17 protein-coding genes are annotated in these 13,850 nt (G+C 66.0%); 7 read left to right on the forward strand and 10 right to left on the reverse strand.

Going from position 1 to position 13,850, the window contains the following annotated elements; translation table 11 throughout:
• Positions 1-10 precede the first annotated feature (10 nt).
• The 6 genes from nadB to panC are packed head-to-tail and all read left to right on the forward strand — an operon-like array spanning position 11 to position 4,943.
• A complete protein-coding gene (gene nadB / locus ACYVH8_RS17015; RefSeq protein WP_460490006.1) occupies positions 11-1,603 on the forward strand; it encodes an L-aspartate oxidase in 1,593 nt (530 codons plus the stop codon).
• A gap of 5 nt (positions 1,604-1,608) precedes the next feature.
• Positions 1,609-2,034 (forward strand): aspartate 1-decarboxylase, encoded by a 426-nt coding sequence (panD, locus tag ACYVH8_RS17020; RefSeq protein ID WP_460490007.1) that lies wholly within the window; start codon positions 1,609-1,611, stop codon positions 2,032-2,034.
• A gap of 15 nt (positions 2,035-2,049) precedes the next feature.
• Positions 2,050-3,075 (forward strand): biotin synthase BioB, encoded by a 1,026-nt coding sequence (gene bioB, locus ACYVH8_RS17025; protein ID WP_460490008.1) that lies wholly within the window; start codon positions 2,050-2,052, stop codon positions 3,073-3,075.
• 11 nt (positions 3,076-3,086) lie between these two features.
• Complete coding sequence (locus ACYVH8_RS17030; RefSeq protein WP_460490009.1) at positions 3,087-3,221, forward strand: hypothetical protein; 135 nt, start codon at positions 3,087-3,089, stop codon at positions 3,219-3,221.
• Positions 3,218-4,093, forward strand: coding sequence for a 3-methyl-2-oxobutanoate hydroxymethyltransferase (gene panB / locus ACYVH8_RS17035; protein ID WP_460490010.1), 876 nt, complete (start codon positions 3,218-3,220; stop codon positions 4,091-4,093). Before ACYVH8_RS17030 ends, panB begins: the two co-directional genes overlap by 4 nt.
• Positions 4,094-4,103: 10 nt before the next feature.
• Positions 4,104-4,943, forward strand: a complete 840-nt coding sequence (panC, locus tag ACYVH8_RS17040; RefSeq protein WP_460490011.1) for a pantoate--beta-alanine ligase — start codon at positions 4,104-4,106, stop codon at positions 4,941-4,943.
• Between the two features lie 57 nt (positions 4,944-5,000).
• On the opposite strand, the gene ACYVH8_RS17045 is transcribed toward panC, so the two are convergent.
• The 10 genes from ACYVH8_RS17045 to ACYVH8_RS17090 form a co-directional block, all read right to left on the reverse strand.
• Positions 5,001-5,306 carry an addiction module antidote protein gene (locus ACYVH8_RS17045; protein ID WP_460490012.1) on the reverse strand — a complete coding sequence of 102 codons (306 nt, stop codon included), beginning with the start codon at positions 5,304-5,306 and terminating at the stop codon, positions 5,001-5,003.
• The gene (locus ACYVH8_RS17050) at positions 5,306-5,596 is read right to left on the reverse strand and encodes a type II toxin-antitoxin system RelE/ParE family toxin (RefSeq protein WP_460490013.1); all 291 of its coding nucleotides are present in this window, start codon (positions 5,594-5,596) and stop codon (positions 5,306-5,308) included. Before ACYVH8_RS17050 ends, ACYVH8_RS17045 begins: the two co-directional genes overlap by 1 nt.
• A 266-nt stretch (positions 5,597-5,862) precedes the next feature.
• Positions 5,863-6,816: an alpha/beta fold hydrolase gene (locus ACYVH8_RS17055; protein WP_460490014.1), complete on the reverse strand. Its 954-nt coding sequence runs from the start codon at positions 6,814-6,816 to the stop codon at positions 5,863-5,865.
• A gap of 16 nt (positions 6,817-6,832) precedes the next feature.
• Positions 6,833-7,234, reverse strand: a complete 402-nt coding sequence (locus ACYVH8_RS17060; RefSeq protein WP_460490015.1) for a PaaI family thioesterase — start codon at positions 7,232-7,234, stop codon at positions 6,833-6,835.
• Positions 7,235-7,449: 215 nt separating this feature from the next.
• A complete protein-coding gene (locus tag ACYVH8_RS17065; RefSeq protein WP_460490016.1) occupies positions 7,450-8,154 on the reverse strand; it encodes a P-loop NTPase family protein in 705 nt (234 codons plus the stop codon).
• Between the two features lie 548 nt (positions 8,155-8,702).
• On the reverse strand, positions 8,703-9,353 hold the full coding sequence (gene rsmD / locus ACYVH8_RS17070) for a 16S rRNA (guanine(966)-N(2))-methyltransferase RsmD (protein ID WP_460490017.1): 651 nt from the start codon (positions 9,351-9,353) through the stop codon (positions 8,703-8,705).
• Positions 9,353-9,652: an addiction module antidote protein gene (locus tag ACYVH8_RS17075; RefSeq protein WP_460490018.1), complete on the reverse strand. Its 300-nt coding sequence runs from the start codon at positions 9,650-9,652 to the stop codon at positions 9,353-9,355. The genes rsmD and ACYVH8_RS17075 overlap by 1 nt, the downstream gene beginning before the upstream one ends.
• A 12-nt stretch (positions 9,653-9,664) precedes the next feature.
• Positions 9,665-9,955, reverse strand: a complete 291-nt coding sequence (locus ACYVH8_RS17080; protein ID WP_460490019.1) for a type II toxin-antitoxin system RelE/ParE family toxin — start codon at positions 9,953-9,955, stop codon at positions 9,665-9,667.
• A 33-nt stretch (positions 9,956-9,988) separates the two neighbouring features.
• Positions 9,989-11,317 (reverse strand): M16 family metallopeptidase, encoded by a 1,329-nt coding sequence (locus ACYVH8_RS17085; protein WP_460490170.1) that lies wholly within the window; start codon positions 11,315-11,317, stop codon positions 9,989-9,991.
• 153 nt (positions 11,318-11,470) lie between these two features.
• Positions 11,471-12,856 (reverse strand): M16 family metallopeptidase, encoded by a 1,386-nt coding sequence (locus ACYVH8_RS17090; RefSeq protein WP_460490020.1) that lies wholly within the window; start codon positions 12,854-12,856, stop codon positions 11,471-11,473.
• A 29-nt stretch (positions 12,857-12,885) separates the two neighbouring features.
• Here ACYVH8_RS17090 and ftsY point away from each other — a divergent pair, with 29 nt between their 5' ends.
• A complete protein-coding gene (gene ftsY / locus ACYVH8_RS17095) occupies positions 12,886-13,845 on the forward strand; it encodes a signal recognition particle-docking protein FtsY (protein WP_460490021.1) in 960 nt (319 codons plus the stop codon).
• Positions 13,846-13,850 lie beyond the last annotated feature (5 nt).

Raw genomic sequence — 13,850 nt, forward strand, 5'->3', positions numbered from 1 at the left:
TTGAACACCCGTGTCGCCGGCATCCCATTCCTTTGACGTTCTCATCGTGGGCAGCGGCCTGGCGGGCCTGAGCGCCGCCCTGCACCTGGCGCCCACGCACCGCGTGGCGGTCATCACCAAACGCGCGCTCAACGACGGCTCCAGCCGCTGGGCCCAGGGCGGCATCGCCGCCGTCATGGGCGAGGGCGACACGCTGGCCTCGCATGTGCAGGACACCCTGGTGGCCGGCGCCGGCCTGTGCGACCTGGACGCCACGCGTTTTGTCGTGGAGCAGGCGCCCGAGAGCATCCGCTGGCTGCAGGACCTGGGCGTGCCCTTCTCGCAGGAAGACGGCCACCTGCACCTCACACGCGAAGGCGGCCACAGCGAACGCCGCATCGTGCATGTGACCGACGCCACCGGCGCGGCCGTGCAGGACACGCTGATGAAGAGGGTGCGGGCCACGCCCAGCATCACCCTGTTCGAGCACCACATGCTGGTGGACCTGATCACCAGCGCCAAGCTCGGGCTGGGCGGCCAGCGCTGCCTGGGCCTGTACGCACTGAACGAAGCCACCGACGTGGTGGACACCTTCAGCGCGCCGCACACCATCCTGGCCACGGGCGGCGCCGGCAAGGTCTACCTCTACACCACCAATCCCGACACCGCCACGGGCGACGGCATCGCCGCGGCCTGGCGCGCCGGCTGCCGCGTGGGCAATATGGAATTCATCCAGTTCCATCCCACCTGCCTCTACCACCCGCACGCCAAGTCCTACCTGATCAGCGAAGCGGTGCGCGGCGAGGGCGGCAAGCTGCTGCTGCCGGCATCGGCGGGGGCCACCCGCTTCATGCCCGCGCACGACGAACGCGAGGAACTGGCGCCACGCGACGTGGTGGCCCGGGCGATCGACTTCGAGATGAAAAAGCACGGACTGGACTGTGTCTACCTGGACATCTCGCACCAGCCCAAGGACTTCCTGCTGGAGCATTTCCCCAACATCTACGCGCGCTGCCTGGCGCTGGGCATCGACATGGCCACGCAGCCCATCCCCGTGGTGCCGGCCGCGCACTACACCTGCGGCGGCGTGGTCACCGACCTGGACGGCCGCACCGACCTGCCCGGCCTGTACGCCGTGGGCGAGACCGCCTACACCGGCCTGCACGGCGCCAACCGTCTGGCCAGCAACTCCCTGGTCGAGTGCATGGTCTACGCGCGCGCCGCGGCCCAGTCCATCGCCCGGGAAAAACCCGCTGCCGTACCGGCCCTGCCGGCCTGGGACGACAGCCGCGTGACCGACGCCGACGAGGCCGTGGTGATCTCGCACAACTGGGACGAGCTGCGCCGCTTCATGTGGGACTACGTGGGCATCGTCCGGACCAACAAGCGCCTGGAGCGGGCGGCGCACCGCATCGAGCTGCTGCGCTCGGAAATCCAGGAGTTCTATTCCAGCTTCCACGTCACGCGCGATCTGCTGGAATTGCGCAACCTCGTGCAGGTTGCGGACCTGATCGTGCGCAGCGCACAATCACGCCATGAAAGCCGCGGCCTGCATTTCAGCCGCGATTACCCGCAGACCAACGCCACTGCCCAACCCACCCTCCTGGTGCCGCCCGCGCACTGATCGCCATGTACCGCACCCTGCTCAAATCCAAGATCCACCGCGCCACCGTCACCGACTGCGAGCTGCATTACGAGGGCTCCTGCGCCATCGACGAGAACCTGCTGGAAGCCGCCAACCTGATGGAGAACGAACAGGTTCACATCTGGAACATCAACAACGGCGAGCGTTTCATCACCTACGCCATCCGCGGCGAGCGCGGCTCCGGCATCATCTCGGTCAACGGCTCGGCCGCGCGCCGCGCCGCCGTGGGCGACCTGCTCATCATCGCGGCCTTCGGCCAGGTGCCGGAAGAGAAGTGCAAGGGCTACCAGCCCAAGCTGGTCTTCGTGGACGACCAGAACCGCATCAAGGAACAGCGCAGCCACATCCCGGTGCAGGAGGCATCGCATGTGCAGGTGCATGCCGATCACCACGGCGGCGACAGCGCCTGACCCAAGGAAGCCGACATGACAACCGCCACCGAACAAACCATCACCCTGCACCGCCCCAGGGCGGCAGCGCCCGCAGCAGCCCCGAAGGCCGAGCGCTGGAGCGTGGACGCCATCGAGGCCCTGTTCCAGCTGCCCTTCCCCGAACTGCTGTTCCGCGCGCAGACCGTGCACCGGGAAAATTTCGACCCCACCCAGGTCGAGTTCGCCACCCTGCTCTCGGTCAAGACCGGCGGCTGCCCCGAAGACTGCGGCTACTGCCCGCAATCGGCTTCCTTCGAGACCGGCGTCAAGGCCAGCAAGCTCATGGAGCTCGACGAAGTGCTGTTCGCCGCCCAGCGTGCCAAGGATGCCGGCGCCACGCGCTTCTGCATGGGCGCCGCCTGGCGCGCCCCCAAGGACCGCGACGTCGAGAAGGTGGCCGAACTGGTGCGCGGCGTGAAAGACCTGGGGCTGGAAACCTGCGCCACCCTGGGCATGCTCGAAGAGGGCCACGCCGAGCAGCTGCGCGACGCCGGCCTGGACTTCTACAACCACAACCTCGACACCGCCCCCGATTTCTACGGCGACATCATCACCACGCGCGACTACCAGGACCGCCTGGACACCCTGGCCCGCGTGCGCAATGCCGGCGTGAAGGTCTGCAGCGGTGGCATCGTCGGCATGGGCGAAACCCACCGCCAGCGCGCCGGCCTGATCGCCGAGCTGGCCAACCTGAGCCCCTACCCCGAGTCCGTGCCCATCAACAACCTGGTGCGCGTGGAAGGCACGCCCCTGGCCGACCAGGCGCCGCTGGACCCCTTCGAGTTCGTGCGCACCATCGCCGTGGCCCGCATCACCATGCCCAAGGCGCGCGTGCGCCTCTCGGCCGGCCGCCAGCAGATGGGTGAGGCCATCCAGGCCCTGTGCTTCCTGGCCGGCGCCAACTCCATCTTCTACGGCGACAAGCTGCTGGTCACCGGCAACCCCGACACCGAAGCCGACATGCAGCTGATGAAGCGCCTGGGGCTGAGCCCGGCCCACCAGCCGCCCGGCAAGACCTGAGGGATGACAGAATGACCTCGCCGCTGCGCGGCATCGATGACGAAATGACTGAAGTCATGGCGCGCAGCGCCGTCATCGATGTTGCGCAGCAACGAGGTCATGACGCCGCAGGCGTCGTTATCCGCACACCAAGGAGACATCCGTGACACAGCAAAGCGGCGCCTCGCCCTACGGCACCCTGCCCCCGGCCTCGGCGCCGGCCACACGCAAGCCCATCAGCCTGCCCCGCCTGCAGGAACTGCACGCGCGCGGCGAGAAGATCACCATGCTCACCGCCTACGACGCCACCTTCGCGGCCACGGCCGACGCGGCCGGCGTGGAGTGCATCCTGATCGGCGACTCGCTGGGCATGGTCTGCCAGGGTTTGAGCAGCACCGTGGGTGTGACGCTGGAGACCATGCGCTACCACGTGGAGAGCGTCACGCGCGGCGTGCGCCGCGTGCAGGGCACGGCCTGGATCATCGGCGACATGCCCTATGGCACCTTCCATGAGTCCAAGGAGCAGGCCTTCCGCAACGCCGCCGTGCTGATGCAGGCCGGCGCCCACATGGTCAAGATCGAAGGCGGCGGCTGGACGGCCGAGATCGTGCGTTTCCTCGTGGACCGCGGCATCCCCGTCTGCGCCCACCTGGGCCTGACGCCGCAGACCGTGCACGCACTCGGCGGTTACCGTGTGCAGGGCCGCGGCGACGAAGCCGCTGCCACGCTCAAGCGCCACGCACTCGAACTGCAGGATGCCGGCGCCACCCTGCTGGTGCTGGAGATGGTGCCCGCGGCCTTGTCGGCCGACATCACCCAGGCCATGCCGCACTGCGCCACCATCGGTATCGGCGCCGGCGTGGACTGCGCCGGCCAGGTGCTGGTGCTGCACGACATGCTGGGCATGAACCTGGGCAAGATGGCCAAGTTCGTGCACAACTTCATGGCGGACGCCGGCAGCGTGCGCGGCGCCATGGAAGCCTACGTAAAGGCCGTGAAGGAAGGCACCTTCCCCGTGAACGCCCAGCACGCCTGGTGAAGACGCGCCGATGAAAGTCATCCGCACCATCACCGAACTGCGCGCGCACCTCGCCAACTACCAGCGCCCGGCTTTCGTGCCCACCATGGGCAATCTGCATGACGGCCACATCGCCCTGGTCAAGCAGGCCAAGACCCTGGGCGACGTCACGGTGGTCAGCATCTTCGTCAACCGCCTGCAGTTCCTGCCGCACGAGGACTTCGGCACCTACCCGCGCACGCTGGAAGCGGATTGCGCCAAGCTGGAGGCCGCCGGCTGCGATGTGGTCTTCACGCCCGGCGAGCAGGATCTCTATCCCGAACCCCAGGGCTACAAGGTGACCCCCCCCACGGAACTCGCCGACATCCTGGAGGGCCACTTCCGCCCCGGTTTCTTCACCGGCGTGTGCACCGTGGTGCTCAAGCTTTTCAACTGCGTGCAGCCGCGTGTGGCCCTCTTCGGCGCCAAGGACTACCAGCAGCAGATGGTGATCCGCCGCATGGTGGCCCAGCTGGCCCTGCCCATCGAGATCGTCACCGGCGCCACCCTGCGCGCCGACGACGGCCTGGCCCTGTCCTCGCGCAACGGCTACCTGAGCCCCGCTGAACGCGCCGAGGCCGTGCAGCTCTCGCGCACGCTCAAGGGCATGATCGTCGCGCTGCAGAACGGTGAGCGCAACGTCGCCGCCATCGAGCAGCACGCCATGAAAACCCTGGCCGACCGCGGCTGGCACCCCGACTACCTGACCGTGCGCCGCCGCCACGACCTGCAGCCCCCGCAGGCCGGCGACCTTGTGCATCCGGACACACTGGTCGTGCTCGGCGCAGCACGGCTCGGCACCACGCGGTTGATTGACAACCTCGAAGTGTGAACTCCGGGATTGCGGCGCGGACTTGCATCTGCCCGCAGGGTTTGTGATGCCGAAGTCTCAGGCGTGAGTTTCCATCGACTCCACGCTGAGCTTCAGCCCCATGGCTTTCATCACCTTCATCACGGTGGCCATGCTGGGGTTGCCATCCGCTGACAACGCCTTGTAAAGCCCCTCGCGAGACAAGCCCGTGTCACGCGCCAGCTGCGCCATATTGCTGGCACGTGCCACGTCACCCAATGCTGCGGCGAGCAAGGCCGCATCGCCTTCTTCCAGCACCTGACGGAGGTACTCGGCAATGTCTTCTTCACTCTGCAGATAGTTGGCCATATCGAATGGCCGGGTCTTGATCCTGGTCTTGCTCATCACAACTCCTTGGCCATGCGCTGGGCCCGCTCGATGTCACGCGTCTGACTGGACTTGTCGCCTCCGCCCAGCATCACGATGATCGTCCCCGCGCGCTCCACGTAATACATGCGCCAGCCGGGCCCGAAGAACTCGCGCATCTCGAACACCCCCTGACCCACCGGTTTCACATCCCCCAGATTTCCCAGCGAGACTTTGCGCAAACGGATTTGCAACCGTATCCGCGTCGGGCGATCCTTGATACTCGCCAGCCAGTCGCTGAATGCCTCGGTTTCGATGACCGTGAGCATATGTGAATTATGGTTATCGCCAGCAATTGTGTCAACCATGGATTACAACAGCATTGAGAACCAAGCAGACCGTGGTGACGAAACGGGAAGTTTGGGGGAGCGTGAAGATGAACGGGGTGTTCATGCTGCAAACTTGATCAAGCTGTCTTCAGCGTTGATATCCCCCTTCGTGGGATAGGTCTCTTGCCCCAGGCAAGCAGCACACCCCAAGTGCCGACATCAAGGTCACCAGCCAATGTGCCTCGAAAACCCAGCCACGCCCTGACTTATGGCAAAAAGGCCTGCACCGCGGCCACCGTGGCGGCCGGGTCTTCCTCCTGCGGCACATGACCTAGTTGCTCGAACATCACCAGCTTCGATCCGGCGATGTCCGCCGCAAAACGCTGCGCATAAACCGGCGGGATCAGACGGTCCTGCCCGCCCCAGAGGATCAGCGTGGGCAGCCTGAGGGCCTTGATGTCCTGCTCGCGCCCGGTGTCGCGCTGCGCCAGGCGCTGGTGCAGCGCCGCGCCCAGCGCCTGGCGGTTGCCCACGCGCCGTGCCATGTCGGTGTACAGCGCCACCAGATCGGGCGTGACGCGCGCGGGATCGCCATAGACATTGCGCATCGATTGCGCCATCAACCCGGGCGGCAGGATGTTGGCCATGATGCCGCGCAGGGCCGGTGTGCCGGCGATGCGGAAACCCAGTGGCACCGACAGGGACTCCAGGGGGTAGCCGGCCGCGTCCACCAGGATCAGCCGCTGCACGCGTTGCGGATAGGCGTAGGCCACGGTCCAGGCGACGTCGCCGCCCAGGGAATTGCCGCCGATCACGAAACGCTGCACACCCAGCTTGTCCATCAGCGCACCGACAAAACGCACGTAGACGTCCCGGCTGTAGTCATTCGTGGCGTTGGGCCCGGTCAGCCCGAAACCCGGCAGGTCGAAGCGGATCACGCGGCGCGTCTTGCGCAGCTCCGCCGCCCAGCCCTCCCAGGTGTGCAGGCTGGCCGAGGTGCCGTGCACCAGCACGATGGGCGCGGGATCGCTGCGCGGCCCCTCGTCGCGCAGATGCACCTGCAGGCCTTCGACCTCGATGAACTGCGAGGGCGGCGTGGCCCAGCGTGCCTTGAGCTGCGCCAGCGGAAGGTCGGGCGCCCAGGACCAGGCGATGAAAGCACCGGTCAGTGCGGCCATCACCAGCACGGTGACGGCGAAGATGCGCAGCAGGGTTTTCATGGCGGGAGACAGATGCTCAGCGCGGAATCGCGTAAGTGCCCACCGCATGGGCCACGGGCTCGTCCGAGCCTTCGGAGTAGAGCGTCACCTCGCCCACAGCCAGCGTGCGGCCCAGCTTGAGCAGCTTGCAGACCCCGAGGATGTCGCGGTCGCCCGCGGGCTTGCGCATGAAGTTGAAGCTCAGGCTGGTGGTGACCGCCAGCGGCACGATGCCGATCTCGCCCAGGATGGCCACGTACAGCGCCACATCGGCCGTGGCCATCATCACCGGCCCCGACACCGTTCCGCCGGGCCTCAACTCGGCCTCGCCCACGGTGTGGCGTATGGTCGCGCCCTGGTTGCCGACGGCGACGATGGTGCAGGGGGTCTGGGGGAATTCCTTGGCGAGGAAGGCGGAGAGTTCGGCGAGGGTGGGCATGGCTGGCATCTTAAGGGACGACGGTTCAGCCGCCGCTTGCATCGATAGTCTTGGCGGTGATGCAGATTCCATGGCCTGTCCTGAGCTTGCCGAAGGGCGGTACGGGCCTCAACAGAGTCCACCTCAGATGCCGGATATACGACTGCAGGCGCTTTACCCCACGGTCCCTACTCGGTCAGTTTCTTGCGCTTGAGGGGGAGTCCATATACGACCTGTTAGACCCGCACATGCACCTTCTCCAGCAACTCACGGGTTTGCTTGTAGTAGTCCTGCCACTCACCGGCACCAGTGTCGATGGCGAGCTTCGGACAGTCAAGGTCGTCAAAGAGGGAATCCGTCAGGGCTCGATATACCGTGTACATGGTGGCGAGACCTTCACGCCCGGTCAATTGACGATTCGTCGCGTATGGCGAACGCAGTTTCCAACGGAGCTGATACGTTTGCCAATCGGGCCCCCGAGTTTCGAACACTTCGCGTATTGCCTCCTGCAGATCGGCCGGACGGAAGTAAACCACCATCGGATTCAGTGAGGCGAGCACGCGCATCAGTGCGTCGGTGTGCTCGGAAAGCTCACTCGGTGCTGCTTCCATCATGAAAAGATTGGTCAGGTCGCCGTGAAAGAGCTGCCCGTCCATAACAGTAAACACGCGATCGTTCAGGCGTTGCTGTACGTATCGTGCCCACTTCTCTCGCACGCGCTTCGCAAGCAGGGGCCCGTCGATTTCGGCCCAGGGCTGGAAGAAGTCGGCGAGATCGTCGGATGCCCGAACCGGATGCGGGTCTGCAGCCTCGGTGAACGCTGCTACGGGAGCCCCTGACGCAGCGAGGAGCTCACCAAACCTCCGAGTCGCCGTCGACTTCCCCGAGCCCATGATGCCCTCGAAGATCAGCAGACGGGGCGTCGACGATTCAGCCGGCATTGGCACTGTCGGTCTAACGAACAGCGTTTATCTGCCGCGAGGCCGAGCTGATAGAAACCAAGAGCACCTCCTGCGGCAGATAAACCCCGTTGGACTGAACCGCCTGAGGATGCAGCTGCGATAGGGGATTCATCTTTTCTCCCCCGTGTACGCAATGATTATGGTGAGCTTTTGCGCCGCGTGCAATGACTGCGAGCACACCGCCGGCCTGCGCCAGCACCCTTTGGACCGCTGTGTCACGGGCGCCTCGGCCCAGGCGACACGCAGCAGGCCGGGGTCGCCACCCGCAAACTTGATATAAGCCGCAAATCTGTCGGCATAACAAAGCTCATGGTCTCTCCCGTTTTTTAATTTAAGTGCCTGAAATATATCGGTTTTCCGACGTTTTGCATCACCGAAGGAACCATGAACAAAACCACGAAACCCCGCAAACCTGCCCTATGAACAAGGCCGCCCGCCCATGAACGGGGTGCTGGCATGGCGCAAAAAACTCTTGAAACAAGGACTTGCGTGCGTCTCCTGTTTTATGTCTGGCCATAACAGCGCCGTCAAAGCCGACGCAAGAGATGCGCATGCACGGCACCCGCCTTGAGGTGGCGGTAGAGCGTGAAACCCAGCGGCGCCAGTTGTTCTTCGCGCCAGGCCGTGGGAGCTTCCAGATACACATGGCCCTGCTCAGCCACCGCACGCGCTGCAGCCCGCAAAGCCGCTTCGAACAGGCCGGCATCAAAAGGCGGGTCCAGAAACACCAGATCGGCACTGTCTGCGGGCCATTGCTTGAGCGCGCCTATGCCGTCACCGCGCTGCACCAGCACCATCTGCGCCTGCAACTGCTCCTTGATCTTCCTGAGTTGCAACACGAGGGCCGTGTCCTGCTCCACCAGGGTCACCTCTTTCGCGCCGCGCGAGGCAGCCTCGAAGCCCAGTGCGCCGGTGCCGGCAAAGACGTCCACACAGCGCCAACCCGTGAGGTCCTGGCCCAGCCAGTTGAAGAGGGTTTCACGCACACGGTCGGGCGTGGGGCGCAGACCGGGCTTGTCGGCCACCGGCAGCTTGCTGCGCTTCCACAGGCCGCCGATGATGCGCACCTCGCCTGTGGGCTGACCGGTGAGCGGGCGGCCGGTTTGCTTTATCCGAGCAAGGGCTTCGACAGGCTCAGCCCGAGCGGTGGAGGGGAAAGACTTGGAAACACGGGTCATCAGTTGTGCGCCACTTCGGCATGCAGCTTGATGCCCAGCGCCGACATGACCTTGAGGATGGTGTCGAAGCTGGGATTGCCTTCACCGGACAGCGCCTTGTAGAGGCTCTCGCGGCCCAAACCTGTGTCGCGCGCCAGCTGGGTCATGCCACGCGCACGGGCAATATCGCCCAGCGCCGCCGCGATGAAGGCCGCATCGTCGCCCGCTTCATCCATGCAGGCTTGCAGGTACATCACCATGTCTTCCTCGGTCTTGAGGTACTCGACGGTATCCCACTTACGTAGTTTGACGGTTCCCATGATGGCCTCTCTTTACAGTTGCCGCGCCAACTCCAGCGCGGTCTTGATGTCCTTGCTCTGGGTGGATTTGTCGCCACCAGCCAGCAAGATCACGATCTCCATTCCGCGCTGCGCGAAATACACGCGATAGCCCGGCCCATAGTGAATCCGCATCTCCGACACCCCTTCGCCGACCGGTGCAAAGTCGCCGAAGTTGCCCAGTTCGGCCCGACGGATGCGCGCCTGAATGCGCTTCTCCGCCTGCTTGTCGCGCAGGCCGGCATACCAGTCATCGAACGTCTCGGTGGTGTGGATCGTCTTCACTAACGATGATTGTATATTTTGGGATACATATCGTCAACGACTCGCTTCACGACCCCCGACGATGACGGTCACCATGCGCTCGGGTTGCAGCTTGCGCGCAAAGGCGGCCTTGATGTCGGCCACGGTGACCTTGGCGACCTGCCGGGTCCAGGTGTCCAGGTAATCGAGCGGCAGGCCATGCGCGGCGATATTGGCCACGTTGTCCAGCAGCTTGCGGTTGTTGTCGATGCGCAGGGCGAAACCGCCGATAAGGTTGTCCTTGGCGGCCTTGAGCTCGGCCTCGGTCGGCCCATCCGCGACGAAACGGCGCAGCACCTCGCGCGCCACCTGCACGGCCCGGGCGGCCTGGTCGGGGCGGGTCTGCAGGCCGATGGTGAAGGCGCCGGCGTGCAGGCCGGGGGCGAAGTAGCTGTAGACGCTGTAGCTTAAGGCCCGTTTCTCACGCACCTCTTCCGTCAGGCGCGAGACGAAACCGCCGCCCCCCAGGATGTAGTTACCCACGGTCAGCGTGAAGAAGTCCGGGTCGTCCCGCTTGAAGCCGGGCTGGCCGATCAGCACATGGGCCTGGGCCGATTCGAAGGGGATGTGTTTTTCCACTGCGGCGCCCAGCGCCTGCACCTCGGCCACGGGGGGCAGGGGCTCGCAAGCACCGGCAGGCAGACGCGCGAGCAATTGCGTGACCAGCGCATCGGCCTGCGCGCGTGTGACGGCGCCCACGATGCTCACCTTCGCCCGGCAGGGTTTCAGATACTGCGCATGCCAGGCCTGCATGTCGGCCACGCCGATGCGCGCCAGGGTCTGTTCGTTGGCATCAAAGCCGTAGGGATGGCTGCCGAACACGGCCTGGTTGAAGGTGCGGGCAGCGATGGTGGCCGGGCGGGTGTTGGCTTCACGCAGGGCGGCCACCAGGCGTTCGCGTTCACGCGTCCACACCGCCTCCGGCCAGGCCGGCTCGGCCAGCTGGCGTGCGGCCAGGGCCACGGCGCGGGCCAGCAGATCGGGGTAGGTGAGCGAGCGCAGGGAGAAGCTTAGGCGGTCGCCGCTGTCACCGCCACCGAAGGAGGCACCCAGATCGGCCCAGGCTTCACCCAGGGCGTTTTCGTCCAGGGCCACATCACCGCCCACCGCGCGGACACCCTTGCTCATCATGCCCACGCTGGCGCTGGCCAGGCCAGCCTGCGCGACCGGGTCGCGCCGGCCCCCGGCGTCGAAGTCGATGCGCACGTCCACCATGGGCACGGTGGGGCTCTCCACCAGCCAGACGCCGGCGCCGCTGGCCTGGGTCCAGTGCTGGATGGGGATGCCGGCCTGGGCCAGGCTGAGGAACGCGAGCGCACAGGCCCCGACCGCAGCGCGGGACAGTAGCCGCACAACTCCGTTCGCGTTGAGCGTGTCGAAACGCTGTAGCCATGCGGGCAAGGACTTCGACAGGCTCAGTCCGAACGGAGCAACGCGATCATCAGTCGCGTCAGCTATATTTTTGATAGCAATCATCTTGGCTTCCATGGCGACGGCTCAATGACGGCTGCCGGCGGCGGGCTGGCGGCGCGGACGGTTGGGGTCGGGCGGCTGCGGCAGCAGGTGCGCCACCGTCAACTGGTCGTCACCGAAATAACGTGCGGCCACGGACTGCACCTGGGCGGCCGTGACGGCGCGCAGGCGCGCCAGCAGCTGGTCGTTGGTGTCCAGCGGCAGACCCAGCACCCAGTAGGTGCCGATCTCGCGGGCCTGGTTGAAGAGCGAGTCGCGTTTGTAGACCTCGCCGGCGATCCACTGTGTTTTCACGCGTTCGAGCTCGGCGGCGCTGACGCCCTCGCGGGCCACGCGCGCCACCTGCTCGCGCAGCGCGGCTTCCACCTGCGCCGCGGTCTTGCCCGGGGCGGGCACACCGTCGAGCACAAACATCTGCGGGCCGCGGCCCATCAGGCCGTGGCTGGCGCCCGCGCTGTCGGCCACGCGGTCGGCGCCCTGGGTCAGCGCACGCTCCAGGCGCGCGCCGCTGTAGCCGTCGAGCACGGCGGCCAGCACGGTGAGCGCCAGCGCGTCGTCGTTGGCCGGGTCGGCCTGGGTCAAGGAACGCAGGCCCGGCACCTTGAAGGCCAGGCTCACATAGGCCTGATCGGCCGGCGCCTTGACTTCGACACGGCGCAAGCCGGTCTGCAGCGGTTCGATGCGCGGCTTGCGCACAGGCACCGCACGCGGCGCGATGCGGCCGTAATATTTATCGGCCAGGCGCTTGACCTGCGCGGCGTCCACGTCGCCCACGACGACCACCACGGCGTTGGCCGGCACGTACCACTTGCGGTAGAAGGCACGCGCGTCGTCGGGGGTCATGCTGTCGAGGTCGCTCATCCAGCCGACGATGGGGCGGTGGTAGGGTGAGGCCATATAGGCCGTGGCGTTGAGCGTCTCGTACAGCAGGGAGCGCGGGTTGTCTTCGGTGCGCATGCGGCGCTCTTCCTTGACGACCTCGATCTCTTTCCTGAACTCGGCGTCGGGCCAGCGGTTGCCCGCAAAGCGGTCGGCCTCCAGCTTCATGACGTCTTCCAGGCGGGTGGCCGGGATCTGCTGGAAATAACCGGTGTAATCCGTGCTGGTGAAGGCGTTCTCACGCCCGCCCAGCGCCGCCACACGGCGCGAGAACTCGCCGGCCTTGAGTGTGCGCGTGCCCTTGAACAGCATGTGCTCCAGCACGTGGGCCACGCCGCTGGTGCCGTCCACCTCGTCCATGGAGCCCACACGCACCCAGACCATGTGCACGGCCGTGGGGGCGCGCCGGTCGGGCTGCACGATCAGCGTCATGCCGTTTTTGAGGGTGTATTGCTGGGCGCGGGATTGGCTGTAAACCGGGGCGGCCAGGACCGCCAGAGTGAGCCAAAGAAGGGGGAGTAGGCGTTTCATAGAATGCTCTGATTCTATGAACCCGAGATATGTTCAGTTTTTTCAAGAAAAAAGTCCCTGCTGAGGTGATTCCCGGCCCCGCGGAGCCGGCGCGCCAGGGCTGGCTGGGCAAGCTGCGCGCGGGTCTGCGCAAGACCGGCGCCGGCATCAGCACCGTTTTCACAGGCACGCAGATCGACGATGCCCTCTACGAACAGCTCGAGGAGGCCCTGCTGATGGCCGACGCCGGTGTGGCGGCCACGCAGTTTCTGCTGGACGACCTCAAGCGCCGCGTGAAAGAGAGCAAGACCACCGAACCGGCGGCCGTCAAGGGCCTGCTGATCAACGCGCTGGCCGATCTGCTGGCGCCGCTGGAAAAGCCCCTGGCCATCGGCGCGCACCAGCCCACGGTGATCATGGTGGCCGGCGTCAACGGCGCGGGCAAGACCACCTCGATCGGCAAACTCACCCATCACCTCTCCAGCAACGGCGCCAGCGTGCTGCTGGCCGCGGCCGACACCTTCCGCGCCGCGGCGCGCGAGCAGCTCATGGTCTGGGCCGAACGCAACACCGTGGAGATCGTGCACCAGGCCGGCGGCGACCCGGCCTCGGTCTGCTTCGACGCGGTCAGCGCCGGCAAGGCCAGGGCCAAGGACGTGGTGCTGGTCGACACGGCCGGGCGCCTGCCCACGCAGCTGCACCTGATGGAAGAACTGCGCAAGATCAAGCGCGTGGTGCAGAAAGCCGATGCCGGTTCGCCGCACGAGGTGCTGCTGGTGATCGACGGCAACACCGGCCAGAACGCGCTGGCCCAGGTGCGCGCCTTCGACGAGGCCCTGGGCCTGACAGGGCTGATCGTCACCAAGCTCGACGGCACGGCCAAGGGCGGCGTGCTGGCGGCGATTGCGCGTGAGCGACCCATCCCGGTGTATTTCATCGGCGTCGGTGAAAAACTCGACGAACTGGAAACCTTCAGCGCACGCGAGTTCGCGCAGGCCCTGCTGGATTAGACACA

This window comes from Curvibacter fontanus (genome assembly GCF_054780335.1).

Bases quoted from the DNA above. Each gene is read 5' to 3' on its own strand.
- ACYVH8_RS17045 (WP_460490012.1), bottom strand. From the start codon at position 5,306: ATGAGCAAGACCAGGATCAAGACCCGGCCATTCGATATGGCCAACTAT.
- bioB (WP_460490008.1), top strand. From the start codon at position 2,050: ATGACAACCGCCACCGAACAAACCATCACCCTGCACCGCCCCAGGGCG.
- ACYVH8_RS17060 (WP_460490015.1), bottom strand. From the start codon at position 7,234: ATGCCCACCCTCGCCGAACTCTCCGCCTTCCTCGCCAAGGAATTCCCC.
- rsmD (WP_460490017.1), bottom strand. From the start codon at position 9,353: ATGACCCGTGTTTCCAAGTCTTTCCCCTCCACCGCTCGGGCTGAGCCT.
- ACYVH8_RS17075 (WP_460490018.1), bottom strand. From the start codon at position 9,652: ATGGGAACCGTCAAACTACGTAAGTGGGATACCGTCGAGTACCTCAAG.
- panD (WP_460490007.1), top strand. From the start codon at position 1,609: ATGTACCGCACCCTGCTCAAATCCAAGATCCACCGCGCCACCGTCACC.
- ACYVH8_RS17050 (WP_460490013.1), bottom strand. From the start codon at position 5,596: ATGCTCACGGTCATCGAAACCGAGGCATTCAGCGACTGGCTGGCGAGT.
- ACYVH8_RS17030 (WP_460490009.1), top strand. From the start codon at position 3,087: ATGACCTCGCCGCTGCGCGGCATCGATGACGAAATGACTGAAGTCATG.
- ACYVH8_RS17055 (WP_460490014.1), bottom strand. From the start codon at position 6,816: ATGAAAACCCTGCTGCGCATCTTCGCCGTCACCGTGCTGGTGATGGCC.
- ftsY (WP_460490021.1), top strand. From the start codon at position 12,886: ATGTTCAGTTTTTTCAAGAAAAAAGTCCCTGCTGAGGTGATTCCCGGC.
- ACYVH8_RS17065 (WP_460490016.1), bottom strand. From the start codon at position 8,154: ATGCCGGCTGAATCGTCGACGCCCCGTCTGCTGATCTTCGAGGGCATC.
- ACYVH8_RS17090 (WP_460490020.1), bottom strand. From the start codon at position 12,856: ATGAAACGCCTACTCCCCCTTCTTTGGCTCACTCTGGCGGTCCTGGCC.
- panC (WP_460490011.1), top strand. From the start codon at position 4,104: ATGAAAGTCATCCGCACCATCACCGAACTGCGCGCGCACCTCGCCAAC.